Raw genomic sequence first — 24,927 nt, forward strand, 5'->3', positions numbered from 1 at the left:
GGGCACGTCACCGAGCTTCTTTTTGCCATCATGGCCATTTGACTCTGAGAGTAGGTCGGAATTCAGCGCAAACGAAGCTACCCGACCAAGGGTTGCGAGGGCGGGGCGAAAGGAGGATTTGGAGGATATGGGCGCAGTGCTCGGCGCGATGAGCGGGTCGAGCGAGAGGGTTGTTAGCTTTTGGTGCTATGCCTTTTAGATTAGCGAAGCACAGGGTCGAATTTGATACGACGGCCGAGAAAAAGCGCTATTACGAAAAGACTGGCGAACACGCCTGCAGCGATGTTGGCAGCGATGCTCAGGGTGTGCGCTTGGACAGGAAGCAACAGGTCAACGATCACAGCCATAATCGCCAGGACCAGAAATGACAACGCGGATTTTGACATGGCTACTCTCTCTATAAATGGCTGGTTCAAGCGTTCTCAGAAAATCCAGCGCTGCTCGGCGCGTGGCATCTGGAGTGAATCATCATCGTCATTGGCCAATACCGCTGCACTGGCAATGCGGTCAGTCATGATAGCCAACTGAGGCGCATGGCTGATCTGGTGATGGACAGGAGCAGGTGCGGTGACCTGCGTGTCACTGGCGCCGGAGTCATGAAAATGAAATGCCACCAGAGCCACCAGAGCTGCCGCATTCAACACTGAGAGAGTCTTGTTCATTTTCCAGTACCTGTGCCCGACCGTTTGGGAGGAGATGTGTTCACTGATACTGATAATGCAGTCTGCATGCCAATCGGAAAATGATAAAAATTCCTTTTAAATCAATGACATATGAATTAAAAAAAAGTCTGGTGCAGTGCGTTTTGCAATGATGGCTTTTTGGGGGATTGCAAATTGCATGATCGGTTTATTCAGCCGCGTTTCCGGGCGACATCGGCTACAGCCCTGAAGGGCAATGACGACATGACAAAAGCGGCACATGTCGCTAAGATGCACGCCGTCCTCGCTGGCACCGATCGGTGTGCTGGCACGCAGTGTCTCAGTAGCTCAATTGGATAGAGCATCCCCCTCCTAAGGGGAAGGTTGGCAGTTCGAACCTGCCCTGGGACACCATTATAATCAGGTTATTAGCTAGATTTTCCGATAGCTCCTCGATTGAGTTTTCTCTCAAGTCCCCACTTTGGTCCCCACTTCTCTGAGCGTTCGGTATTGAGTCAACTTTTCAAGGGAATCGGATTCTTCTGGCCGATTTTCGAAATTGATGCCTTGGCCGTTCTCTCTACCTGTGTAATTGAATCCCAATTGAAAAGCCATTGTGCATTTCAACTGATCCCCTGCGTCGGATTCGGCCCGCGCGCTTCGTAAAAATGATGAATGTTGCCTATGGTGGCGACAGGCTGAAATCGGCCAAAAGCGGGCACGACAGTTCGGCAATCCTGCGCGGGGCTCGACTGGTTTTGTCCTTATGTCTAAGTGGTTAAGGTCATGGAAGCAATAGGGGGCGTGCTACCATATCGCCACCCTCTCCCCCAGAAGTCTTTTCTGCCTCTAGGTAATCGCCATGGACGATGTAGTCATAACGCATTTGGATGTGTACCAGAGCTGGCAAAACCATCTCTTCAATTTCAGTCTCGACGATCCCAAGACGAACGCACCTGGGCTGCGCAAACCGCAACTGGCGGCGCTTTATGCCACTCTGGGGCACCTGGTGGTTGATCCCTCTTCGACCGCCACAGTGGTCATGCCGACCGGTACAGGGAAGACCGACACCATGCTCGCGCTGATCATCGCTGCGAGGATGGCCAGAACCTTGATCCTGGTTCCCTCGGACGCCCTCAGGACGCAGTTGGTGGGCAAGTGCACGGAGATGAAGACGCTCCGCACCGTGGGGGCGGTATCGGACACGGCGCGTAACCCCATTGTTGCAGCCATCGATTCGAAGCTGTCTGAGGCGCAGGTTGCAGAATTAGCTACTGCCAACATCATTGTGGCCACTCCCCAGGCCCTGCTGCTATTCGAAGACGCCGTCTTGGGGGCGCTGGTGAACATGTGCAGCCACCTGATGATCGACGAGGCTCACCATGTCGTGGCAGTGAGTTGGAACCGAATCAAAACCGCCTTCATGGGCAAACCGTGTATTCAGTTCACAGCGACGCCATTCCGGGAGGATGGTCTGGCTCTGGCCGGCAAGATTATCTACAACTACCCGCTCCGGGATGCGCAGCTTGATGGCTATTTCAAAGGCATCGAGTTCCATCCGGTACGAGAATACAACCTCAAGCTGTCCGACCAGGCCATCGCAGACAAGGCTGTTGCGCTGCTCCGGGCTGACCTCAAGGCTGGGTACAACCATTTAATGATGGTGCGGGCCAAATCGCACAAGCGGGCGACAGACCTGTTTGAGATTTACAAGCAGCACGCCGACCTCACGCCAGTCCTGATTCACAGCAAGGTGCCGAACCAAGCCAGGGTGATGGAGGAGATCGTCAAGAAGAAGCACCGGATCATCGTCTGCGTCGACATGCTTGGGGAAGGCTTCGATCTGCCTGAGCTCAAAATCGCTGCAATTCATGACCAACACCAAAGCCCTGCGGTGACGCTCCAGTTCATTGGCCGGCTGACGCGGGTTGATGCCGCCCTGGGTGATGCCAAGTTCGTGGCGAACATCGCTAACCAGAAAACCGACCACCAGATGGCAGACCTCTACAAGGAGAGTGCTGACTGGGGGGCAGTCATTCGTAATGTGAGCGAGCAAAAGGTAGGCCGGGAAATTGAGAAGGCGGACTTCAACGAGCAGTTTGCTGACGGTGACGATGCCCAAGTGATTTTTGGGCTGAACCCGAACCCCAAAATCAGCGCCGTGGCATATCACGTCTCCCCCAAAGACTGGACACCACAGCGCGCACAGGGTCTGGATGGACGCAGAGAAACACTGAAGTACATCTCGATCAGTGATCAGGCCGATACCGTCATTGCCGTGACTCGGCGAGAGACGCTGGTTGGGTGGGCTCAGACCGAAGAAATCGTCGATACCAACTGGAATCTGTACATCGCTTTCTATAACAAGGCGCAGGAAACCCTGTTCATTCACACTTCAGGTGACGACACCCAGGCAACTCGCTTTCTCAACCTGGTAGCCAAAGACCCTCGTCGCATCAATGGTGAGCCGGCGTTCCGTACGCTCCACGACATCAAGCTGATGAAGCTACAGAACGTTGGCCTGTCCCGCGCCCGGAAAGACCTGCGGTTCACGATGCACGTGGGGCGCGATATCAACCAGGTGATCAGCGACATCGAGAAGGGCAATGCGACAAAGTCCAACATCTTCGCCACCGGTTTTGAGAATGGAGAACGAACCACCGTAGGCTGCTCGCACAAGGGCAAGATCTGGGAGATGAACTCCTCTCCAATCAACTACTGGGTCGAGTGGTGCAAGCGCATGTCGGTCAAACTCAACGACAACACCATCGACCCTGCTGACGTGCTTAAAAATGTCATGCGTGTTGACCAAATCAAGGACAGATGGCCAGAAGGCCTGTTCTACGCCGACTGGCCTGTGTCGATCGCGATCGAAAACGAGCAAAGGATCTCGCTATATTTTCAGGGAGAGACTTTCAACCTTCTCGACCTCGAGCTTGGTAAGCCTGAGTACAGTGGCGCGCGGACGCTGGAGATCCCCGTCCTTGTCGCGGGTAACGATGGCGAAGAGCGTCGCCTCACTACCATCGCCATCAAGTTGTTGGAGGACGGATACAAGACTTCCTGCCCAGGAGTGAAGATCCTTTACCCCCACGAAATGCCACTGGACTCCTACCTGGATGCAGAGCCGCTTGTATTGCTCAAGGTCGACGGTTCCATGGTGCAAGGCAACTACCGTCAGTACTCGCTCAACAGCATGGATGTAAAACTGCCTGCCGGTTTGCTCGAACCCTGGGATTGGGGGAGGACGAAAATCCATCAGGAGTCCATGCGTGCAGAGCGACGTAAGGACTCAGTACAAGGCTTCACCTTTGACAAGATCGCTGATGACTACTCCATCGTCTTCAATGATGACGGCAAAGGCGAAATTGCTGATCTGGTGGCAATTCGGGAAAACAAGGACGCCATCTACGTCGACCTTTACCATTGCAAATTCTGCCCTATGACGGATGGCGTGGCCGCCCCTGGGGCGCGCGTCGCCGACGTCTATGAAGTATGCGGTCAGGCGTCCAGGTCGGTGAAATGGCTGTACACAGGCGACAAGTTCTTCAACCGACTGATGGATCGTTACCAGCAATCACTGCTGAAGGACTTCGACAGAATCCTGAAAGGCACGCCTCAGCAGCTGGAGATACTGCGCAACAAATGCCACGACCATGAGCTGATCTTCAAATTTGTAATCGTTCAACCCGCGATATCAGCGAAGAAGGTGTCGAAGGAGCAGTTGGCCGTCTTGGGAACGAGCTACTCATACATCAAGAGTATCTCGGGCTCGGACATCAAGGTCATTGTCAGCCCTTAATTGGCTTGCACCAGCGGAATTGCAGCTGATTCCGCTGATGTCCTTTTCTGGGCAGCCTCAAACGCTACACGAGACGAATTTTCGAAAAGCGCCAAGGAAAGTTTCGTTTCAGGAACGGCAGAAATTGTTGGGGTTGCAGTCAGCATAAACAAAATTCCCCCCTTCCACTAAGCCCACGCAGCAATCCAGACTTCTTGCGCTTTATGACACGCAGCGGAATTACAAGTTGCCGCCGATACAATCACGGTATCAACGTCGTAGCCTTATCTACCAGGAGCCGGCGGCATCGCTTGCGGTCTGCCCACGCAATGCCTGATCTTAGGGTGTGCCGTTTGTTAATCGTCAAATCGCCTCCTAACGACTGATGTTCTCCAGGAAGCAGCCTTTAAGCTGACAATTGTGTTCAAAAGCGCTCTCTCCCCAACGCTGCAGTCAAAGCTATGGAACAGCATTCACCAATGATGGTAATGTGCCATGCAAGCCTAGCGCTGGATATAAAACCCAAAACTCCTATCGGATTAGGGATGAGCAAAGGAATGAAGATATTCATCGTTGAGTGTGTGGATCCAATGGACCTTATACAGGGTAGGTCCGAAGCTAGTGCGTTGGAAAAGGTATGCACATCCATTGGTCACGAAGCTATAACGCTTACCGCTTATTCTAAAGATGACTTTGAAAAATACTGTGGTTACATTTCATCCATCGATTCAAATCATGACAGAAATGAAAACTCAGATACTCCGCTATGCATTCATATTGCTACTCATGGAAATAAGCGTGGAATTGCATTTGGGCGTGACTTTATAAGGTGGAACAGTCTTTTTGAGTCCATGCTTCCTGTTTTTACTAAAATGAGTAGATATAGAGGAAAGGTCTTCTTGTCTATCTCTGCCTGCGAAGCAGGCTACCAAGAGCTGGCCAGCGAAATTGAATCGGAATGGACTAAGAACTCTCGAGTCAATCCTCCTGAGTACATATTTGTTACTGCTGAGGAGGGTGGTGTGGCGTGGGATGATGCACTTGTTGCATGGACGGTTTTTTATCACAAACTATCAAGGTCGAATAATATAACAAGAGTTAGAGTGAAGAAAATCATAAATCAGGTTAAAGATTTGATTGGTACCGATATAGAATATTTCAGGTGGAGCGTAGAGAGAGATAAATATTTACATTACTGTAGTGAGGGCGACTAGTTGGCGTGCGGCGTGGCGGGGTCATCTTTATTAAACGCTACTTGAAGATTGCGGATTAAATGGTTTTTTGATTTTAATTGAGAGGCTTAGGCACACCTCCTCCTTGGTTCGAATGCCGGCTGATGGCCGGTTTGGGTCGATAGTTGCCTATTTTTATCAGCGGCAACTTGGTATTTTTATTTTCAGGAACTACCACCGGTGAGTTACTGCCCGACAAGCTGTAAGCCATCACGCCTCCTAGTACAGGCGAACTCAAAGGGTAGTTAACGGACCCAACCAGTTCACCTTAGGCGATTTCAAAAGTTTTGTCGAAACCAAGCTTTTTGTCGCTTAACAAGATTGATGAGCTTTTCGTCGTTGCTCGAATATGATGACTTGATCAACGATCAGCTTACTATCCACCTTTATGCTGACTAAGCCGCTATCGTCAATAAATTGTATCGCGGAAGCTTGCGAATACTCAGTCACTCTTAGCTTTCTCAGAGCCACATCTGGGTAGTGGATTTCTATAATGTGATTGAAATGCTGCGGCGAGTATGTCGGGCGAAAATTATCGAGCTCCGCTTTGGTAACCTCACGTTCCAAAGGAGCGGCAAGAAAGTGACTGAATTGTTCTATAATCGCCCCATCCTTGGTAGGGCGAGTCTCGCTGATTGCTGTTATGGCGAATATATCTTCATGGTAGTAATACAAATTTACCGAATGAAGTAGGGGGGCGTCGGGTAATCCGTCTTCGCCAATCTCAATACTCCAAACAGCGGTGGCATGGTGATCGAGTTTTCTGAACTTTCCTTGTACTAAATATGCGATCTCATAGGCACCCCCAGCGTACCTGTAAAGCGGGCTTTTACTGGTGTGCTCTTCGTAAAGCATAGCGCTCGTAACTGTGAAAGCTTTGTCAACTGGATGGACAGGATTGATAGACTCTGGCGGAGCGCTCTGACTTCGCAACTGCTCAAAAAATACTTCTGCACCCGTGCCAGTCGCAGTCCAGTAACCAGATTGCTCTTCATATCGCAATGTTGTGTCATATTGGAAGTCGTGAAGTTTGGTGCGTCCATTAGAGGGTTCTAAATAACACCCTATAAGTTCTATATTATCCCCGACTTCGTTGGCAATTTTGTATAGAGCGGCCTTTAAAGTGGGGAAGTCGTTCTGTTTTTTTAGGGCTTCCCTTAGTTCATTTTCGGCAAAGCGTGCATAAATTTTAGTTCCTGCCCAACAGATGATTAAAGACTCGTTGATGATCGAGATTTTTTGCGTGTATCCAACAAGGGTGAACCCCGAGCCTTCGGGAAAAACTGTAGATGAGCACCCTAGAGTAGGCCAAGGAATTACTTTGTCAGATAAGCTAGATTCAGCAATATCACCGATAAACAGCCGTTGATTCAATGGGGAGAATCGCGCAATTACGGTCATTTAAACATTCCAGAGAAACATAGGGTGGTTTTAGGAGAAGCGTAACAAGTATAAACCGATGGGAGCTCAGTAAGCCCTCAAAAATAGGAAGAAAGTGGTTTTTAAAAGCTCATATTGAAGCTTGGCTGATAATTTCTATACAATAGTGTTTGATGTTCAAATGCTACATATTCTACCTTTAAGGCAGCAGAGGTCGCGACTGCGCGACTGCACGACTGGTCGCAATGGGTCGAGGCTGTGTAAAAACGTTCATCAGCGCGACAGGTACTCAAAACCGGACTGGAAATCGCGCTTCTACGCAAAATCCACATCTGCTGACGTGCCGATAAATTTCAGATTTAACGTAGACGCGCACGCCTCAATTTTGGCGAAGCGTTTTTACACACTCTGGATCGGTTGCTGCTCTTCGCGACAGGCAGCAACCATCCAATAGCTCTGACGTTCAGCCAGGGACTGCTTCCAGTCAGAAACAGTCGTAAGGTGACTACGAAACCCTAGGTGAATCACTGAGGGTAACAGCGCGTTAAATAAGAGATCCTGGCAAGCTCGTGTGCACACGCTCACCTGAAATGCTTTCTAGGAATTGCTGCGGGAGAATCCTCTCAAAAACGTCCAGTACGGCACGCATGACACTTAAATGCTGGTCCCAATCCCCGCCTTCCACACGCCGCCAGGCGCTTGGCATGTACCTCACTAGAATTGACAACGCATACAATATTGCAAGAGAGGTGACCCTGTACTCTGGTACGCCTCCCAATACCGGCAAGATCAATGTGGGGCTGCTTAGATAAGGACTGCGATGCAACAGCAACGCATCGTGCCAAGACTTCAACCCCTGATGATCAACTCGGGCCCGAAATACTTCACCGTCGTCCGTTGATTCAACCGTTGTTAATTCAGCGAGTGGCCAATCCTGCAATGCAATTCTTGCCTCGGATATCTTCTTAGACCGATCCATAAGCAGTATGTAACTACTCGAAGGATTGGCACCTCCTTGTGCGTGTCGAGACGCTATATCGATATACGGAATCACCCATGCGGGCTCATCGTCGTAGACCTGCGTGAAGAGATCCCCCAACTCGGGAACCGCCGACAGTAACACAGACATGCCGGCAAACGACTGTGATTGATACTTCACCGAATTATCCAAATCACCTACGGATTTCGCTTTGGCCTTAGGATAAAAGCCGGTGTCATACCCCAGAAAATTCACCCAATTAGGGTAGAATCCAGTGGCCAGAACACCGACCTTCAGATCTCCGAAATGACCGGTTACTGATGACAGAGCGAACAGCCCATGCCCCTGCTTGGTCATGCCTTCCAGCTCGTCAAGATCTGAGGGTCCATTGGGTGCGGCGAGCATCTCCGCAAAAGCAAGGCTCAAGGTTCCGTAGTACAAGCTAAGAACTCGCTTATTCAAGCTTTCGTACGGCGCGCCTTTGTAATAATCCGCAGCGTTGCCCAACGCAAATGCGATCCCGGACGCTTTAGAAAGGACCTGCTCATCTGCCAGCACAGCTCCATCTTTGTCGGCTCGTTTTAAAACCAGCTTTTTAGCTATCTCAGAGCTGGAGAACTGGTTCAGACGAGACCAAATACCGGCCAATGGATTTTCTGAAACAATTCTGAGTATCGCACCAGTAGAGTTCGCGTTTTTTTTCTTGGTTTCGCTGGTGCTAATTCGCTATTCCACTCGACGAGAAGCGGAAAAAAATCACCCACTGAAGAGACTGGAGTAGTGATTCCTCTTGCATAGTCTTCAACATGGTAAAGCTGGCCATTTGTGAAAATATGACTGACCCTGCTTTCCAAATGCCGATAGTGTCGATTATCTGTTGCCGACGTATACATGAGCGCGACGGAGTGCTTTTTCCCACTTTTTTCGGCGTCTATCACTAAGTATTCGCCATCTTCGGACTCGTCTACGACCGAAGCAATCCACCCATGGGACGAAAGGGGCCCCAGCACCTGTTGCCTGGCGGCATCATGCAAAATCCCCATGCGTAACTCTATACCTGCCCCTCCCATAATCACACTCCTTTTCGTTGAAAAACATTCACGACTGGATAATGGGCATATGAAATGACAGTAGTCAAAGCTCGCCAGCCCACCTGACTGCCAAAGATGCCAGTTAGCAATGCTACCGCGCTTTTAGAACTTTACTTGGCGCCTGCAATGGGGCGACGAACTGCGGTTCGTGACTAGAGGCTATTGCCGGCAACAGTCATGGTGAATCGCCCCGGATTCTCTAGACACCTTGCAAGCTCATTGCGTAACGTTTTTCAAACTCTACCGGTGACAGCTGATTGTTGAAACCATGGCGGCGTTTTGGGTTGTAGAACATCTCGATGTAATCGAACACATCACTACGAGCATCTTGCCGTGAGGTGTAGATTTTCCGCTTGATTCGTTCCCGTTTCAGAAGCTGGAAAAAGCTCTCAGCCACGGCGTTGTCATGACAATTGCCTCGGCGGCTCATGCTGGCAACCAAATTGTTTGCCTTCAAAAAACTGCGCCAATCGGAGCGGCTGTACTGGCTGCCCTGGTCGGAGTGAACCATCACCTCTTGTTTCGGTTTTCGCCTCCAAACCGCCATCAATAACGCATCAATGGCCAAATCACTGGTCATCTGCGACTTCATTGACCAGCCAACGACCTGACGAGAAAACAGATCCAGCACCACCGCCAAATACAGCCAGCCTTCATACGTACGAATGTAGGTGATGTCGGTGACCCAAACCTTGTTGGGTTCCACGACATCGAACTCGCGCTTCAGTAAATTGGGTGAGGCGACCGCTGGCTTACCGCCGTACTTTCCAGGGCGACGTCGATACCCTGTCTGAGAGCGCAGACCTTCAAGACGCATCAACCTCGCCATACGATGCCGACCACAATCTTCACCGACCTCGCGCAGGTCGTCATGGATTTTGCGATAGCCATAAACTCCGCCGCTCTCCAGCCACGAGTGCTTGATCAAACCCAGCAATCGCTGGTCGTCTTTAGCGCGTGCAGATTGCGGCTCAGACAACCAAGCGTAATAACCACTGGGATGGACTTTCAGCGTCAGGCAAAGCCGTCGAATGGAGTAGTCGCCCGCGCGCTGCTTGATAAAGGCGTACTTCAGCCGCACTCCTTGGCAAAGTACGCGGCGGCCTTTTTTAAGATGTCTCGCTCTTCAGTGACCCGCTTGAGTTCCGCTCGCAGACGACGCAGTTCAGCGTGCTGATCATCGTCTTGCTGCCGTTCTGCCTGAGGTTTGCTGTAGCGCTTTATCCAGGCATAGAGGCTATGCGTCGACACGCCAAGACGCGCCGCCACATCAGCGACAGGCAGCTTCTTTTCGGTCACTTGATTGACCGCTTGGATTTTGAATTCTTCGGGATAACGTGGGTTGCTCATGGCACCTCCTGATTGGCCTCAGTTTAAGGCATGGAGGTGTCTACGAAACCCGGGGCGATTCAGTAACTCCATGACAGGAATACCCAGGTCTGCGGTCTCAAGCACTCCATACTGGAAGAAAATACCTAGATACGACAGCGCGCGAAAGCCATGCGCGCGCCTTTGCCATCAGTCATACGGTTCACTTCAGCGACCAGATCCTGCTCCAGCGTTGTAATGACTTGCACAGCGCCGGTTTTCAGGAGTATGTGGCAGCCGCCTGAACCGAGTTGAGCACAGTTAGCTGCTTCATCCACTCCAGCCCAGCCCTGAACTATCACGGGTTCTCTTCCGTAGCCTCCTTCCCAGCCCCCTCATTGATCAACACCATGCTCTGCGGCGCAGACAGCGCTACACCCAGCTCCCTCAGACGCCCCAGGACCGTAAACAACAGATCACTCCGCGCACCTCCCACCGAACGCGGGCTGTTTACGTAGCCGCTGGCGCTGATGATCAAACCGGTATTGGTCAGGTCCTTGAAGGTGACTGAAGGCGCAGGCGTGTCGAGTATCGCTTCGTGCTCGGTAAAGGCCTGTAACAGCAGCTCGCGTATTTGCAGAACATCTGTTTCCAGTGGCAGGGTGAGGGTGATTCCTACTACCCCCAACGCGTTGCCCATGGTGACGTTGCGCACGTTTTGCGTGATGAACTGCGAGTTCGGCACGATCACTGTCGAGCGGTCGCCCATCTGGATTTCGGTCGCGCGGACGTTGATCCGGCGAATATCGCCTTCGACCCCTGCCAGGCTTACCCAGTCGCCGACTTTGACCGGGCGTTCGGTCAGCAGAATCAGGCCCGAGATAAAGTTCTGCACAATGGCTTGCAGGCCGAAACCTATTCCTACCGATAGCGCACTGACCACCCAGGTCAAATTGGTCAGGCTGATCTTGAGCGTGGACATCACCACGGCCACCACCAGCACAAAGCCGATGTAGCCGATCAAGGTCACCAGCGAGGCCTGCATGCCCGCGTCCATGTTGGTCTCGGGCAGAAGGCGTTCTCCAAACCACTCCTTGAGTACCCGCACGCCCAGCAGGCCGACAACCAGGCAAATCAGCGCCATCAGAATATCGCTGGGGACGATGTTCAGGTTGCCCAGGGATTTGGACGTGACGTCCATTTGAGTGAAACTTGCGAGCAGGTCGCCCGGGCTGGAACCCGAAGGCAGGAAAGCCAGCAGCAATGCGGTAAGCAACAGCAGGGTACGGCCTATGCCTGCCAGTACGGTGCTTGCCTGGGCTTGGTGACGGGCGGACAAGCCCAGCGCCGAACCCAACGCCATGCCGCCAGGTTGTTTGGGCGACAGAAGGGTCTCGCAGATGTCACCGAAGCAGGCGATCAATAGATACGCAGTGGACGCCACCACGCTCACCCAAAGCAGTTTCACTGCCAGAAAGTAAGCCAGCGTCAGGTAGCCGCTGAGCAACGCCAGCAAGCTCAGGCCGACCCATACCGCAACGATAAAGGGAAGCAGCCCGACGAAACCTGCTGGCCGCTCCAGCTCAAAGCGTCGGCGGGTTCGGCGGTAGCGCACCAGGGCGTAGAAAAACACCAGCGAAACCGCCAGCGCCGTCAGGCCATTGACCGCCACCGTCAGGGCCAGGCTGCTGGCTATGACACTGTTGATGCGCTCCTGCGTGCCGATGATCATGAGTGCCAGCGCCAGGGCAGGCGGGAATCGGCCCAGTGCCGTGGCGATCTGGTCAGGGATTTGCGGCAGGCGCCATGAGGCGTGTGCCCGCATCAACAACGCGCGGCCCAGGCCGACGATGAAAGCGCAGAAAGTGATCAGCGTCTGCACCTGATCGAGCAGGTTGACCACGTCGTTGCTGAGCACCGCATTGCGCACGATCCCCCAGCGCAACAAGGAAGTGGCAACGGTAATGGTGAGAATGGTCGATAGCCCTACAGCCAGTGCCAGGGCGCTGCGCCGCAGGCGGCCTTCGGGTAGCCAGCGAATCATCGACCAGATCAGCAAGCGCTCCAGCAGGCGGCGAACAACGACCCATACGAACAGCGCGGCGACTACGATGCTGATGAATTGCACACGGTTTTCCGGTGCCAGCGTGCTGCTGAGCACTTGGCGGACATCCACCAGAAGTCTGTTCAAGCGTCCCAGGTCGTCATCGGTAGGACGAATCAGCGTGGACCAGAACGCCGAGCTGAGCGGGCTCGCTGTCCGCGTGCTTATCTGCGAATCGAATAGGCTGCGGCGCAGATTGAATATCTGCGTAGCCAGATCACGGGCTGACTGGCTTAACGTGTTGGTTTGGCGTTCATCATTGACCAGCGCGTTTTTCTGAGCGGTCAATGTCTTGCGCTGACTGGTCAGACTTGGCGCCTCGTCCGGTTGCGCCGGCCCGAGAATGTTGAGCTGATCATTCAGGTGTTCGATGTCGACAGCTTGTCGGGCAGTCAGATTGTCGGCTTGTTTCTGGACCTGCAAAGCGGCCTGCCGCAGGCTTGAAAGCAGGTCATCGTTGGCACTGCCCGTCACTTTTTGACGGATCTGATCCAGTTGTTCGCTCAAGTCATCCAGGCTCGGTGCATCCACTGCGGGGGATGCGCTACTGGTGCTATCGGTTTGAGGCGCCGGGCTATTCTGGGCCAGGGCTGGCAAGGTCACGCACAGCAAAAGCAAGGCGAGCAGCCCAGTATGAAAACGGTTCAGCGAAGCGTGCTGCATTCTTTTCCCTTCTTTGCACTGTTCGGCCTGGCAAACCTGTGTATTTCAGGCGCGGGCCTTGTCTGTCTTGAGCTGCACTCACGAGTCTCTGGAGCGCAGCCAATAGAATATCAAGGACTTCGCGTTTGAGCGCTGAAAACACGGGCCAGCGAAAATAGGGCGCTACGGTCATCCACCTAACAAATGTTAGGTAGGGTATTGACTGGGCTCAGGAGTGTGCTACGGTCTATCCACCTAACAGTTGTTAGGTGGATGCCCACTCCATTTCACAGGCCCGACCATGACCTCCAGATTGCGACTTTTCACATCTCCTTCGGCTTTTCCGAATCCCCAGCGCCTGCGCCTGTTCATCCACGAAAAAGGCATTGCCGATCAGTTCGATGAGACTATTTACGACATGGCCCCCGGCGGAGAGCAGCGTGGCTGGCGTCATCTCAATATGAACCCTTGGGGAGAAACGCCCACCCTTGAACTGGCAGACGGCAGCTTCATTTCCGAGACCGCCGCTATCGCTCGTTATCTGGATCAGTCTTATCCGGGCCGCAAGATCATGGGGGAAGGCGCTCTGGAACAAGGCCTTGATAACATGTGGGATAACCGGATATGGGTGCATATTCTCTACCGGATCGTTACCGCGTTTCATGTATTGCACACCGGGCTCGGCTTCAAACTTGAACTGACGAAGAACGAAGCATGGGGCGAGCACTGCCGCAAAGAGGCGCTGACACACGCCGCATTGGTCAACCGTCATCTTTCCGATGGCCGCGAGTGGCTGTTGGGCGGCGAGGCGCCGACTTTCGCGGATATCACCCTTGCAACCGCCATTGCCTTCTCCAAGTTTCCGGTCAACGCCACGCCGCTGGATGAGCGTTTCGAGTTCCTGGACTTGTACTGGAAGCGCTGGCAGAAACGCCCGGGTTTCCAGGCCGCCTATGCTGATCGCAGCAGCGGTATACCCGAACTGGACTCGCCGGCCGAGTGACCGACCTGTTGCGCGCGCACATTATCGTCGGGACCGTCATTGCATGGCGTTCTCGACTTCCCCGTGCCTCGACAACCGTTCTACCTGACAACAGTCAGGTTTTTGAATTAGCATGCGCCCGTTTGCAGAAACCTGTCCGAAGCACAAGGCACCACGATGACCATCAACGCACGAGAGGCCATTCTGCTTGCCGCGAGAAACATCGCTCAGTCTCAGGGTTATAACGGCCTGAACTTTCGCGATCTGGCGGCTCAGGTTGGAATCAAACCAGCCAGTATTTACTACCACTTTCCAAGCAAGGCTGACCTGGGTGTGGCGGTTGCCAGGCGCTACTGGCAGGACGGTGCTGCTGCTCTTGAGGCTATTTCTGAAGAAACACCAGACCCTGTCGAGGCGCTGCACCGTTTCCCGGAAATTTTCCGCCGCTCGCTAGAGGCTGAAAACCGCCTTTGTCTGGGCAGTTTTATCGGCGCTGAAACCGATAAATTGCCGCCAGAGATGACTCAGGAAATTCAGCTTTTTGCCCAGGTCAATATTGCCTGGCTGAGCAAGCTTCTGGTGGCGGCGAATGTGTGTTTGCCAGCGGCCAGCGAGGTGCGGGCGCAGGCGATTTTTTCGGCTGTGGCGGGCGCTCAACTCATTGCGAGAAGCCGATCAGACATTGCCCTTTTTGATACGCTGATCGACACCTATCGTGCCTGCGGGCCGCTGCCGGCTTAAGTAGATGCTGATCAAACGGGATCAGGATTGCCAGCCAGTTGACCTGTTGCTGACGCCGCTGAACCTGTAAGCGCGCAGACACTATGGAACGCCAGACCTCGAATCACCCGACGGCAAGGGGTGCACTAATGTTTCTAAGCCTTGAAGTTCGCAGCTACAAGACGCAAAGCCCTCAGCACTGCCACGACCATACTCAATTGGTACTGCCGATTCGTGGCCGAATGGAAATTGACGTGGACGGTCGCGGTGGCTTTATCGATCAGTCACTGGCCGCGCTGGTAAAGCCTGGTTCGCGGCACTCGCAGGACACTCACGTCGACAGCCGTTTTTTGGTGCTGGACTGCGCACCGACGACGCTGGAGACAATCCAGATGGGACGTCTGGCCGAGAAAATATATGTGCCTGTTTCGCCCGCGACCCGTCGCCTTATCGAATTCGCCGAGCTGATCGGTAACCAGCAACTGGCCATTGCTGCCTCACAGCTGGGCCCTCTGCTTCTGTCGTCCCTTGGCTCGGACACCTGCCGTTTTTCGTCCCCGATAGAGCAGTTGATAGCCCGTCTGCGAGCAAATCCTGGGGCACACTGGAGCAATCAGGCCATGGCCCAAGTCGCAAACATGAGCATGAGCCAGTTGCACCAGCGATTCGGGCAATTATTCGCGATGAGTCCTCAAGCCTGGCTGACTGAACTACGCATACAGGAGGCTAAACGGTGGTTGCGTGGCACCTCGCTGCCGATAGCCGAGATTGCCTTGCGTGCGGGCTTTTCCGATCAGGCATCGCTGACGCGCACCATGCAGCGTTTGAGCGCTACGACCCCGGCGGTTTATCGTAAAGTGCAAAAACAGTCCGGGTAAAAAATTCCGCAGTTACTGACAAGACCCTCCAGGCCCGACGCTCCAGACTTCATGCTTTAGGCGTTGGAGCGCAGGTGAAATGTTTGCTGATCGATCATTGCCCAAGGGCATTGTTTATGGCGTTTGCGCCGGTCTGTGCTGGGGCGTGATTTTCCTGGGCCCGCAGCTGACTCCAGGTTTGAGCGGTGTGCAGTTCGCGGTCATAAGATTTCTCTGCTACGGCGCCATTTCTGCGGCCCTGCTGATGCTGCGTTGGCGGCGTGTTTGCGCCAGTCTCACCCTGGCCGACTGGAAGTCACTCTTCTGGCTTAGCCTGATCGGCAACCTCATCTACTATTCGCTAGTGGGCACAGGCGTGCAGTTGGTCGGCATCGCCACAACGTCGTTGATTGTCGGACTTATTCCGGTGCTCGTAACCCTGGCAGGTCGTCATGACGCAAATGCCGTTTCTCTGCGCAAGCTCTTCCCCTCACTGTGCTGCGCAGTGGGGGGCGTTGTGCTTATCAGTTGGCACGCGCTGATCAATGACCAAAGTCCCGATACAGCGGCAAATATTGTCGGGATTTTATGCGCGTCAGGTGCGTTGCTGACGTGGAGCTGGTTTGCGGTGAGCAATGCCCGGCGGCTGGTGCAGGTCACCAACGTCTCCGCGCATGACTGGGCGTTGCTTATGGGGGGCATGACGGGCGCTCAATCACTGCTTTTGGCAGCGCCGGTCCTGGGTTCTCAAGTGGGCACCCATGGTATTTCCGAATGGCTGCATTTTCTCGTGGTGGCCGGTGGCGTTGCGCTTTTGTCTTCGGTAGTGGGTGGTGCCTGCTGGAATCAGGCGAGCCGACTTCTGCCCTTGGCACTCAGCGGGCAAGTGCTCGTGATTGAAACGCTGGCGGCGCTCGTCTTCGGTTTTTTATGGGAGCGCCGGCTACCCGACGGCTATGAGCTGGCGGCCATTGCCTTGCTGGTCAGCGGTGTGGTCTGGTGTCTGAATTGTCATCGTACGCCCCTGCATTCCCCGGCTGTCCAGCTCAAGCACCGCCCCTGAAGTGACCGCCTCACCTGCATTTCAAACCGGCAAACGAAGCTCCTTGCGCAGGCTCTTGTCAAACACCCCGGCAGGTGCAAAGCGACGCAGCATGCTGATTTGTCGGGCTGTCTTGCCGGCAGTGTAGCGCCGCTTGGGGAGTACATCGCTCGCCGCTTTAAGCACTACAGCCGCCACCACTTCCGGCAAATCGGCTTTCGGCATTACATCGGCGAGCAACGCCTTGAATCCTGCTCGGGCCTGATCGTATTCCTTCAATAACCGGTCCGGCTCAAGGCCGTTTTGATCGAAGACGGTTCGTACAAATGCCGGCTCGATGACCGAGACACGAATATTGAAGGCGCGCACTTCGTGATCAAGGGATTCCGAGTAACCTTCCAGCGCATGCTTGACCGCCGAATAATGCGAAGAGTAGGGCGCGGGTATCAAGCCCAGAATCGAACCGATATTAATAATGCGCCCCTGGCCATGTTCGCGCATCGACGGTAATACTGCATTGGTCATGCGGATGACGCCGAACAGATTGACGTCGAACAACGCCTGCACCTGGGGTATCGAGAATTCCTCGGAGCCGCCTATCAGGCCAATACCTGCATTGTTGACCAGCAGGTCGATCCGCCCGGTCTGCGCAAGTACGCTGGAAACGAGCGCGCTGACCGAGTCATCGTTAGTTACGTCACAAGTACGCATGGATACCTGCGTTGCACTTTCGCCAATCTTGCGGCTGGTGCCGAATACGGTATAGCCCGAGCGCACCAGCGCCTCGGCCGTTGCGTGGCCGATACCGGATGATGCACCGGTGACAATGGCCGTTTTTCCGGAAGATGTGCTCATGTAATGCTCCAGTGTTCAAAAGGCTGGGGGCCGACAAGTTGCTTATGGGGGGAATTGAAAACGCGGGTCACCGACACTTACCTGATCTTCACAACTACTTTGCCTTTGGCACGCCCCCGGGCCAGGTACTCAAGTCCTTCTTTGGCCTGCTCAAGCGCAAAGACCCTGTCGATGACGGGTTTGATTTGCCCGCTTTCAAGTAACACGGCAATCTTCTCGAGTTGAGCCCCCTGCGGGCGTACGAACAGGAACGAGTAGGTCACGTGGTGTTTTTTCGCACGGCGCCTGATTGAGTGGCTCATCAGCCCGAAGAGTAAAGTGAAGAAGGCATTCATCCGGCGTGCCTTGGCGAACGCCTTATCCAGTGGCCCGACGAGGGATACGATCAAACCTCCTGACTTGAGGATGCCGACGGCTTTTTTAATCGTGTCTCCTCGCGTTGTACCCAGCACCAGGTCGTAGTCGCGCAATACTTGCTCGAATGCCTGCTTTTTATAGTCCACCACTTCATCTGCACCCAGGCTGCGCACCAGCTCTACATTGCCGGTACTGGTGGTCGTGGCGACGTTGGCCCCCAGGTGTTTAGCCAGTTGAATAGCGAAGGTGCCGATGCCTCCAGCCCCCGCAGGTATGAATACCTTCTGGCCGGGTTGAAGATTGGCGCGTTCTTTCAAGGCTTGCCAGGATGTAAGCCCGACCATTGGAATAGAGGCCGCTTGTACGAAATCCAGATTCGCCGGTTTAAGTGCAGCAGCGTGCTCAGGCACGGCTGCAAATTCGGCGATGCTACCTTTGCCGAGGTCAAAGAGGCTGGCGAAAATGGCGTCACCCGCCTTGAAGCGGGTGACGGCTTTGCCTACCGCGATGACCACGCCGGAAAGATCGCTGCCCATAATGGCGGGTAATTCGTACTTGAGGACGGCCTTGAACGTGCCCGTGGTAATCATGTTGTCGATCGGGTTCAACCCGGCCGCGTGAACTTCCACTAACAGTTCATCAGGCTTGATGGTCGGCAGAGGTACATGCGTTATCGCAATTTCAGGCGACTTGCCATAGCTTTCGAAGGTAAGTGCTTTCATGACGCTAGGTTTCCAGGGTCGTCTGACAGTGATGGATTGTTTTTAAAAACGATGTGCAGTTGAAGTTCGAACGCTTTATGCAAGGAACTCCAGAGCCGTTGAGACGAAGTCGGCGTGATACTGAAAGACGCAACCGTGGCCTGCGTCTTGATAAACCACCAGTTGTGCCTGCGGGAGACGTTGGCTCATATCGCGACTCAACTCGCTTGCAACCATGACGTCGCTGTCCCCGACGACGATAAGTACAGGCATCCGCAGGCGTGCAAGATCCTGCGCGGGTTGTTTTCCCCAGGCTTTGATTGCTTTGAGTTGGCGAAGCAGCAAGCGAGGCGTTGGCGGCTTGTCGCGGTCAACCGTACGTTCCTTCACCCTGCTCAGATAGTCTCTGGCAGCGCGTCGGCCATTGAGCGTGGAGGTGAAAAACATATCGACCTTGGGGTCTCGCAGCCTCAGCAAACCTTTGAGAGTAAGTGGCCAGGACAGCGCACCTATGCGCTCGATACCGTGTCCGCCTGCCGGTCCGGTGCCTGCCAGAATAACTTTGCGTACCAGATCGGGTGCTTTCAATGCCAGGTCCTGGGCCACGAAACCGCCCATTGAAAAGCCAATCAGATCCACTTGTCTGTAGCCCATTGCCCGCACAAGCTCGAGGGTGTCCCGAGCCATCTCGCCTATCGTCAGCGGCGCGGTGCCGGTCGATAAACCAGCCCCGCGATAGTCGATGGCGATAACGTGATGCCGGGTAGCAAGACCATCAACAATGCGCGGGTCGAAATCGTCCAGTACCGCGCCCCAGTAGTTGAGCAACAAGAGCGGCACGCCACCACGCAAACCTGACTCGCGATAGGCGAAGGCAATGCCTGCGACTGTTGCGATTTTATTAGGCGCCTGGACAAACGACTGCGCCGAATGAGTCTGCAGATTTGAGCTACTCATGATGGGTACCCTGGTTTCAGGCTTTGGTCAGATAGCGCTCTGCGGCGTTCGCCTGTCGAATGTCCGACAGCAACCCTTGCCGCGCGCCATCAAGCGCGTCCCAACGACCTGCAACGTGCAGTGGCGGAATGGTCACCAGTTCGCGACGATCGAAGCCCACCAGCGCTGCATCGACCAGTTCTTCAACGTCCATCACCTCGGGGAGGGTGTTGAGGTCGATCCCGGCGCGCTCCCAGATTTCGGTGCGGGTAGCTGCCGGCAGGACCGCCTGGATGTACACGCCCTTGGGTGCCAGTTCCAGGTTCAAGCCTTGAGACAGGAACAGCACATAAGCCTTGGTGGCACCGTAAACGGTCATGCCGAGCTCTGGCGCCAAGCCCACCACCGACCCGAGGTTGACGATTGAACCGGTACCGGACTGCGCGAAGCGAGGGGCCACTGCGGCAGCGAGTCGCGTCAGCGCAACAATGTTGAGGGCGACAAGCTTTTCAATAGCCTCAGCGCTCTGCTCAATGAATCCGCCGGACTGAGCAATACCTGCGTTATTGATAAGGACGCCGATCCGGGCATCGTCGCGCAGGCGAGTTTCAAGCGCTGTGAGGTCGGCAGAGTTGGTCAGGTCGGCCTGAAGCACTTCGACAGCTACGTCGTTTTCTTTACCCAGCCTTGCTGCCAGAGCATCGAGGCGTGGTTTGTCACGTGCGACAAGCACCAGATTGTGGCCGCGACGGGCAAATCGCTCGGCATAAATGGCACCAATACCGCTGGAAGCGCCAGTGATGAGAACAGTGGGGAGAGTAGTCATTGGTGATGTCCTGACAAGTAATGCGATGAGGGCAGCCAGGCGTTTGCGCCTGCGATTGTCGGTCACCCGGCAGGGCCTTCGACGCTGACGCTGAAGGGCCCTGCCAATTGATCCTTGGAGTTATGATTACGATCTAAATCTAAAATGTCAACGTATTGATGTTGATCGACATCAAAATGCGGCGAGGTCGTGTGCGTCTGCATTCATAGGCGAGAGGGGCGAAGAGAAATCTCGCGCGCAGGCGCTTGGCCGCTCGGGAGATGCGGCGCAGAGGGCGTTTCAGAGGGCGAAGTGGGCATATAGGCCCGGGCGCTTTTTGCGGGGCGCGGGGCGCTATGGTGTAAGCAAAAAAGACGCCATCGGTTTGAGTATCGATTCGGCCGAGACCACAGAGAGTTCATCCGGCTTTCTGTCGATCGCCAACGAGGCATACCCATGCGCAGTGCTCCAGGCGAGGAAGGTGCGTTGCTCAAGCACTGTCGAGTCTGGTTCGGCACCGTTTTTTGCGACCCATGCTGTACGTATCGACTGACGAAGCAGTTGCAGCGTGGCTTCGCCTGAAGTGAGCAATCTGGGTAATGTGCGGTTGACCCCGCCCATTCCGAACATCAACCGGAAATGCTGTGGGTAGTTTTTAGCGAAATTGACATAGCCTATCCCACAGCCCAGCACACAGTCGCCAAGGTCCCGCTGCGCGGCTCGGATAGCGTCGACCATCCGTTCATAACCATCGGCCACCACCTCTGCCATCAGGTTTTCCAGAGAGCCGAAATGGTGCGCAGGTGCGGCGTGTGAAACGTTCGCCCGCCTTGCGCATTCACGCAGTGAGAGTCCTCGCATGCCTGCTTCCCCCACGATGTCCCAGGCCGCCTGCCGCAAGACGGTCGGCAAGTTGCCATGGTGGTAAGTACGCGGGGTATCTGAGGTCGACATACGAAGCTCCCTGTCATGAAATAAAAGTTATATAGCCATCGTACAGCTTATCTTGTCAGTGACAAGATAGGCTGCTCTAATTGCTCCAGGTCTTATGGCTGGTGCGGAGAATACCGATGAGCAAACTTACCAACAGGCTTCGATTATTGACGCTGCGGGGCACCTTCATGCTTGCCAGCCGTATTCTACCTGGCCCCACCGGAAGATACCTTGCCCGACGTTTCGTGACACCCCAGGCCGCAGGACGTGCCGAGGCTGCGGCTGCGCTGAGCGCATCGGCGGATGTGCAAACGGGTACTCTGGAACTGAACGGGATCAAGATCTGCACCTACGTGTGGGGAGATCCTTCCAGTCAACCTTATGTGTTGTTCTCCCATGGGTGGTCAAGCTACGCGATGCGTTTTGTCGGCTGGGTGCCGTTGTTACGATCGATGGGCTATGCGGTGGTTGGTTTTGATCAGCCTGCCCATGGATTAAGCTCTGGCGATGTCAGCCACATGCCGCAGTTTGTGGAAGTGCTTCAGCAGGTAGGACGCCATTTCGGAAAGCCTGCGGCCGTGATCGCTCATTCGTTGGGCGCTTCGTCAATCATATTCGCTCAGGAAGAGCAGTGGCGTCCCGACCGGTTTGTGTTGATTGCGCCGTTCCTGGCCCCGGCTGACAACGCGCTTCATCAGTTTGAAACTTTTGGTATCGCGCACAAGGTTTTCGCACCTTTTGAAGGATACTTGCATGCGCTGAGCGGCCGCCGCTTCGCGGATTACGACGCTTCTGCGCGACTGCAGTTGCTTGATCGTCCAGCGCTTGTTATTCATGACCGCCGAGATCGCGAAACCCCGTGGGAAAAGGGTGCCCGGTTCGCAAAGCTATGGCCCGGAGCGCGTCTCTTTACCACGGAAGGGCTGGGCCATAACCGGCTGATTGATCACCCCTCCGTTACTGCTGAAGTGATGGAGTTTCTGAAGCCGGATAGTCACTTGCCAACGCCGATTGAACCCTGACCTGGCTGGAGACGCGGGTCGTGGTTCCTGAGGCTGGAGGTCACTGTGAGCAATCATCATTTTTCCGATGAGCTGGCCGTGCTGGAGATCGTTGACAGCGCCCATTTTTTCCGCCCTGGAAAGATGACGTCTGGTCAGCTGTACCTGAGTTTGATTCGTCTCCAGCCAGCGGTTCCGGCAATAGGGGAATTCATGGAGATGATCGATACTCTTGTGAAAGAAGGCCTGTTGATTTCAGGTGCCGTATTGCCCTGTGACGCTTCGTTTCCCTATGTGCAGCATATTATTTTCGGTCTTACCGAGGTGGGCGAGGCTGTAGTGCAAGCAACAAAGTCTGAGATCGAAAGCGTCAACAGTTGAGCGTCCGCACTCAGCCCGAATCCCTTCCGCATACATGCTTCTTAAACCCGTAGTGCAAACGTTCCGTGCGCAATGCTTGCAGATTGTCGACCTTCAAAACTACATTAGCGGGGTTGAGGGCATTACGACATCAGTCGATAAAAACAGGAAGCCCAGACTTCCGCGCCCTTGAGAATGACAACTTCTTTCCCTCTGTTTTTTGCACGACGATTGTGCGATGGCTGCCGCCTACGGTAACTCATTGAAGCAGAAAGAAAATGATCGAACCCGAACGAATTGTGACTCTGTCCCGTGAAGTGGAATCTCTGGCAACTCGTGGCGTCAGCGATATACAACTGATCACCCGCCAGACTCGATTGCTGGCAATAAACGCGCTGATCGAAGCGGCGCATGCAGGTAAAGCCGGTCGGGGTTTTGCGGTGGTGGCCGAGGAGGTGAAGAATATCTCTGAGCAGATTTCGAAGATTGCCAGCGGTCTGACTCAAGACCTGCAAGCATCGGTCAATGAACTGACCGAGCTTGGTAAGGGCATGTGTTTTGATGTGCGAGGTCAACGGCTGGCAGACCTCGCACTGAACCTGATCGAAATAATTGATCGCAATCTATATGAGCGCACGTGCGATGTTCGCTGGTGGGCGACCGATGCATCGCTGGTTGATGTACTGATGACCCCAACTGCGCAGAGTCGCGCACACTCCAGTGAGCGCCTCGGCGTCATTCTGGACAGTTATACGGTGTATCTGGACATCTGGGTTGCCGATACAACCGGCTGCGTGATTGCGTCCGGTCGGCCCGATACCTTCGACAAGGTTATCGGTGCGAATGTAAATGAGGCGACCTGGTTCAAGCAGGCGGTGCGGCACTCGTCTGGCGATCAATACTTTGCCGGTGAAGTCGCTGTGGAGCCCTTGCTCAACGGCTCGCAAACCTGTGCGTTCAGTGCAGCCGTGCGCAGTAACGCTGGCAAACACTCACCTGTGATCGGCGTCATCGGGATTTTCTTTGACTGGAAGAATCAGTCGGACTCGGTGATCAATGGCGTGCGTCTGAGTGATGAAGAGCGCACCCGCACCCGAGTGATGATGGTCGATGCCAGCCACAGGATAATTGCCAGTTCCGACCCCCAAAGCCCGTTGGGCCACAGTATCGACTTGCAGACCAGGGCAGGGCAGGCCACCGGTTACAGCACACTGCCCAACAACAGCATTCAAGGGTATTCAATGACCCCGGGCTTTGAGACTTATCCCGGCATGGGGTGGCTGGGGGTGATTGAACAGCAGTTGCCTTAGTTGCGCGTGCTTCCTGGCAGCCGGGATGTAGAGCCGCTGCCAGAAATTCTCTGGCAGCGGCTTGAGCGTTATATACGGAAGCTACCCACCAGCTGCGTCAAGCGGGTGGATTGCTGTTCAAGGTCAGTGCAGGCGCGCAGGGTAGCGTTCAAGTTCTCCACACCTTGCTGGTTCAGGGTATTGATCTCTGTGATATCCACATTGATCGCTTCCACAACGGCAGTTTGTTCTTCGGTCGCCGTGGCAACCGAATGGTTCATGCCGTCGATTTCGCCAATGCGTTCGGTAACGTGTTCAAGGCTTGCAACGGCCTTGTTGGCAATGCCGACCGTTTCAACACTTTCACGCTGGCTTTCGTTCATGAGCGCAACAGCCTCGCGAGCGCCCGATTGCAGCTGCTCGATCATCTCTTGCACCTGGCTCGCCGATTCTTGCGTTCGGTGGGCCAGGCTGCGTACTTCGTCGGCCACCACGGCAAAACCTCGGCCGGCTTCACCCGCGCGTGCCGCCTCGATGGCTGCGTTAAGGGCCAGCAGGTTGGTCTGTTGAGAGATGCCGGTAATCACTTCCAGTATCTGGCCGATGTTGGCGGTTTTTGTATTGAGCGTTTCAATCTGTTCACTTGCGTTGCTGATGCGCTTTGACAGGCGGCTCATGGCCGCGATGTTCTGCCCGACCACGTCCTGACCGTCCGAGGCCAGCGTGCGTGCATCGCTTGAATGGCCAGAGGCGCGCGCGGCGTTCTGGGCAATCTCCTGGGTTGCAGCGCCCAGCTCATTGATGGCTGCGGCCACGCTGTTGGTACGGTTGGACTGCTGATCGGAATTGAGCATCGACGAGTTGGAGGCATTCACTACCCGCTGGGCAACTTCATTGAGCTGTACCGTGGAGGAGGCTACTTCACGCATCG

General features: G+C 54.5%; 22 protein-coding genes and 1 tRNA gene. 10 read left to right on the forward strand and 13 right to left on the reverse strand.

Going from position 1 to position 24,927, the window contains the following annotated elements; genetic code table 11:
• Positions 1-200: 200 nt before the first annotated feature.
• Positions 201-386, reverse strand: a complete 186-nt coding sequence (locus RYB66_RS21405) for a PA3371 family protein (RefSeq protein WP_316895370.1) — start codon at positions 384-386, stop codon at positions 201-203.
• 36 nt (positions 387-422) lie between these two features.
• Positions 423-662, reverse strand: a complete 240-nt coding sequence (locus RYB66_RS21410) for a hypothetical protein (RefSeq protein WP_002554421.1) — start codon at positions 660-662, stop codon at positions 423-425.
• A gap of 316 nt (positions 663-978) precedes the next feature.
• Here RYB66_RS21410 and RYB66_RS21415 point away from each other — a divergent pair.
• The 3 genes from RYB66_RS21415 (at position 979) to RYB66_RS21425 (ending at position 5,636) form a co-directional block, all read left to right on the forward strand.
• Positions 979-1,055: transfer RNA gene (locus RYB66_RS21415), tRNA-Arg, on the forward strand.
• 448 nt (positions 1,056-1,503) lie between these two features.
• Positions 1,504-4,443 (forward strand): DEAD/DEAH box helicase, encoded by a 2,940-nt coding sequence (locus RYB66_RS21420; protein WP_046835213.1) that lies wholly within the window; start codon positions 1,504-1,506, stop codon positions 4,441-4,443.
• Positions 4,444-4,883: 440 nt separating this feature from the next.
• Entirely contained in the window at positions 4,884-5,636 is a 753-nt protein-coding gene (locus tag RYB66_RS21425) for a hypothetical protein (protein WP_147468583.1), read from the forward strand.
• Positions 5,637-5,966: 330 nt separating this feature from the next.
• On the opposite strand, the gene RYB66_RS21430 is transcribed toward RYB66_RS21425, so the two are convergent.
• From RYB66_RS21430 to RYB66_RS21450, 5 genes are all read right to left on the reverse strand, one after another.
• Positions 5,967-7,055, reverse strand: a complete 1,089-nt coding sequence (locus tag RYB66_RS21430; protein ID WP_316895375.1) for a hypothetical protein — start codon at positions 7,053-7,055, stop codon at positions 5,967-5,969.
• 523 nt (positions 7,056-7,578) lie between these two features.
• Positions 7,579-8,661, reverse strand: coding sequence for a YaaC family protein (locus RYB66_RS21435; RefSeq protein ID WP_316895377.1), 1,083 nt, complete (start codon positions 8,659-8,661; stop codon positions 7,579-7,581).
• Positions 8,637-9,083 (reverse strand): hypothetical protein, encoded by a 447-nt coding sequence (locus RYB66_RS21440; RefSeq protein ID WP_316895380.1) that lies wholly within the window; start codon positions 9,081-9,083, stop codon positions 8,637-8,639. The genes RYB66_RS21435 and RYB66_RS21440 overlap by 25 nt, the downstream gene beginning before the upstream one ends.
• 220 nt (positions 9,084-9,303) lie before the next feature.
• Positions 9,304-10,454, reverse strand: a protein-coding gene (locus RYB66_RS21445) for an IS3-like element ISPsy29 family transposase (protein ID WP_316895382.1) whose coding sequence is annotated in 2 segments (ribosomal slippage) — positions 9,304-10,220 and positions 10,220-10,454 — 1,152 coding nt in all. Because the reading frame shifts where the segments join, the coding sequence is not laid out codon by codon here.
• A gap of 316 nt (positions 10,455-10,770) precedes the next feature.
• A complete protein-coding gene (locus tag RYB66_RS21450) occupies positions 10,771-13,179 on the reverse strand; it encodes a DUF3772 domain-containing protein (RefSeq protein ID WP_005781893.1) in 2,409 nt (802 codons plus the stop codon).
• A 280-nt stretch (positions 13,180-13,459) separates the two neighbouring features.
• Between RYB66_RS21450 and RYB66_RS21455 the strand changes: the two genes are divergently transcribed.
• From RYB66_RS21455 to RYB66_RS21470, 4 genes are all read left to right on the forward strand, one after another.
• Positions 13,460-14,161 (forward strand): glutathione S-transferase family protein, encoded by a 702-nt coding sequence (locus tag RYB66_RS21455; RefSeq protein WP_010194446.1) that lies wholly within the window; start codon positions 13,460-13,462, stop codon positions 14,159-14,161.
• A gap of 156 nt (positions 14,162-14,317) precedes the next feature.
• On the forward strand, positions 14,318-14,881 hold the full coding sequence (locus RYB66_RS21460; RefSeq protein WP_005733769.1) for a TetR/AcrR family transcriptional regulator: 564 nt from the start codon (positions 14,318-14,320) through the stop codon (positions 14,879-14,881).
• Positions 14,882-15,009: 128 nt separating this feature from the next.
• A complete protein-coding gene (locus tag RYB66_RS21465; protein WP_005781897.1) occupies positions 15,010-15,738 on the forward strand; it encodes an AraC family transcriptional regulator in 729 nt (242 codons plus the stop codon).
• Between the two features lie 79 nt (positions 15,739-15,817).
• On the forward strand, positions 15,818-16,780 hold the full coding sequence (locus RYB66_RS21470; protein WP_005781899.1) for a DMT family transporter: 963 nt from the start codon (positions 15,818-15,820) through the stop codon (positions 16,778-16,780).
• 21 nt (positions 16,781-16,801) lie between these two features.
• On the opposite strand, the gene RYB66_RS21475 is transcribed toward RYB66_RS21470, so the two are convergent.
• The 5 genes from RYB66_RS21475 to RYB66_RS21495 form a co-directional block, all read right to left on the reverse strand.
• Positions 16,802-17,614 carry an oxidoreductase gene (locus RYB66_RS21475; RefSeq protein WP_005781902.1) on the reverse strand — a complete coding sequence of 271 codons (813 nt, stop codon included), beginning with the start codon at positions 17,612-17,614 and terminating at the stop codon, positions 16,802-16,804.
• A 77-nt stretch (positions 17,615-17,691) separates the two neighbouring features.
• Positions 17,692-18,693 carry an NADP-dependent oxidoreductase gene (locus tag RYB66_RS21480; RefSeq protein ID WP_057423236.1) on the reverse strand — a complete coding sequence of 334 codons (1,002 nt, stop codon included), beginning with the start codon at positions 18,691-18,693 and terminating at the stop codon, positions 17,692-17,694.
• A 75-nt stretch (positions 18,694-18,768) separates the two neighbouring features.
• Positions 18,769-19,629, reverse strand: coding sequence for an alpha/beta fold hydrolase (locus RYB66_RS21485; RefSeq protein ID WP_010194461.1), 861 nt, complete (start codon positions 19,627-19,629; stop codon positions 18,769-18,771).
• Between the two features lie 16 nt (positions 19,630-19,645).
• On the reverse strand, positions 19,646-20,434 hold the full coding sequence (locus RYB66_RS21490) for an SDR family NAD(P)-dependent oxidoreductase (protein WP_005781905.1): 789 nt from the start codon (positions 20,432-20,434) through the stop codon (positions 19,646-19,648).
• A 333-nt stretch (positions 20,435-20,767) separates the two neighbouring features.
• Positions 20,768-21,367 (reverse strand): TetR/AcrR family transcriptional regulator, encoded by a 600-nt coding sequence (locus RYB66_RS21495; RefSeq protein ID WP_005781907.1) that lies wholly within the window; start codon positions 21,365-21,367, stop codon positions 20,768-20,770.
• A 116-nt stretch (positions 21,368-21,483) separates the two neighbouring features.
• Here RYB66_RS21495 and RYB66_RS21500 point away from each other — a divergent pair, with 116 nt between their 5' ends.
• From RYB66_RS21500 to RYB66_RS21510, 3 genes are all read left to right on the forward strand, one after another.
• Positions 21,484-22,368 carry an alpha/beta hydrolase gene (locus RYB66_RS21500; RefSeq protein ID WP_316895386.1) on the forward strand — a complete coding sequence of 295 codons (885 nt, stop codon included), beginning with the start codon at positions 21,484-21,486 and terminating at the stop codon, positions 22,366-22,368.
• A 45-nt stretch (positions 22,369-22,413) separates the two neighbouring features.
• Positions 22,414-22,728 (forward strand): hypothetical protein, encoded by a 315-nt coding sequence (locus RYB66_RS21505; protein ID WP_002554386.1) that lies wholly within the window; start codon positions 22,414-22,416, stop codon positions 22,726-22,728.
• 257 nt (positions 22,729-22,985) lie between these two features.
• Positions 22,986-24,017, forward strand: coding sequence for a methyl-accepting chemotaxis protein (locus tag RYB66_RS21510; protein WP_004661284.1), 1,032 nt, complete (start codon positions 22,986-22,988; stop codon positions 24,015-24,017).
• Between the two features lie 68 nt (positions 24,018-24,085).
• Here RYB66_RS21510 and RYB66_RS26710 read toward each other — a convergent pair whose 3' ends face one another.
• On the reverse strand, positions 24,086-24,925 hold the full coding sequence (locus tag RYB66_RS26710; RefSeq protein ID WP_371411888.1) for a methyl-accepting chemotaxis protein: 840 nt from the start codon (positions 24,923-24,925) through the stop codon (positions 24,086-24,088).
• Positions 24,926-24,927 lie beyond the last annotated feature (2 nt).

It is taken from the genome of Pseudomonas syringae group sp. 243L2 (assembly GCF_032587875.1).
Classification (GTDB): Bacteria; Pseudomonadota; Gammaproteobacteria; order Pseudomonadales; family Pseudomonadaceae; genus Aquipseudomonas; species Aquipseudomonas amygdali.

Coding starts and splice junctions, on each gene's coding strand:
- RYB66_RS21455 (WP_010194446.1), top strand. CDS start 13,460: ATGACCTCCAGATTGCGACTTTTCACATCTCCTTCGGCTTTTCCGAAT.
- RYB66_RS21420 (WP_046835213.1), top strand. CDS start 1,504: ATGGACGATGTAGTCATAACGCATTTGGATGTGTACCAGAGCTGGCAA.
- RYB66_RS21450 (WP_005781893.1), bottom strand. CDS start 13,179: ATGCAGCACGCTTCGCTGAACCGTTTTCATACTGGGCTGCTCGCCTTG.
- RYB66_RS21495 (WP_005781907.1), bottom strand. CDS start 21,367: ATGTCGACCTCAGATACCCCGCGTACTTACCACCATGGCAACTTGCCG.
- RYB66_RS26710 (WP_371411888.1), bottom strand. CDS start 24,925: ATGCGTGAAGTAGCCTCCTCCACGGTACAGCTCAATGAAGTTGCCCAG.
- RYB66_RS21440 (WP_316895380.1), bottom strand. CDS start 9,083: ATGGGAGGGGCAGGTATAGAGTTACGCATGGGGATTTTGCATGATGCC.
- RYB66_RS21410 (WP_002554421.1), bottom strand. CDS start 662: ATGAACAAGACTCTCTCAGTGTTGAATGCGGCAGCTCTGGTGGCTCTG.
- RYB66_RS21460 (WP_005733769.1), top strand. CDS start 14,318: ATGACCATCAACGCACGAGAGGCCATTCTGCTTGCCGCGAGAAACATC.
- RYB66_RS21470 (WP_005781899.1), top strand. CDS start 15,818: ATGTTTGCTGATCGATCATTGCCCAAGGGCATTGTTTATGGCGTTTGC.
- RYB66_RS21510 (WP_004661284.1), top strand. CDS start 22,986: ATGATCGAACCCGAACGAATTGTGACTCTGTCCCGTGAAGTGGAATCT.
- RYB66_RS21500 (WP_316895386.1), top strand. CDS start 21,484: ATGAGCAAACTTACCAACAGGCTTCGATTATTGACGCTGCGGGGCACC.
- RYB66_RS21405 (WP_316895370.1), bottom strand. CDS start 386: ATGTCAAAATCCGCGTTGTCATTTCTGGTCCTGGCGATTATGGCTGTG.
- RYB66_RS21485 (WP_010194461.1), bottom strand. CDS start 19,629: ATGAGTAGCTCAAATCTGCAGACTCATTCGGCGCAGTCGTTTGTCCAG.
- RYB66_RS21430 (WP_316895375.1), bottom strand. CDS start 7,055: ATGACCGTAATTGCGCGATTCTCCCCATTGAATCAACGGCTGTTTATC.
- RYB66_RS21425 (WP_147468583.1), top strand. CDS start 4,884: ATGGAACAGCATTCACCAATGATGGTAATGTGCCATGCAAGCCTAGCG.
- RYB66_RS21480 (WP_057423236.1), bottom strand. CDS start 18,693: ATGAAAGCACTTACCTTCGAAAGCTATGGCAAGTCGCCTGAAATTGCG.
- RYB66_RS21465 (WP_005781897.1), top strand. CDS start 15,010: ATGTTTCTAAGCCTTGAAGTTCGCAGCTACAAGACGCAAAGCCCTCAG.
- RYB66_RS21475 (WP_005781902.1), bottom strand. CDS start 17,614: ATGAGCACATCTTCCGGAAAAACGGCCATTGTCACCGGTGCATCATCC.
- RYB66_RS21490 (WP_005781905.1), bottom strand. CDS start 20,434: ATGACTACTCTCCCCACTGTTCTCATCACTGGCGCTTCCAGCGGTATT.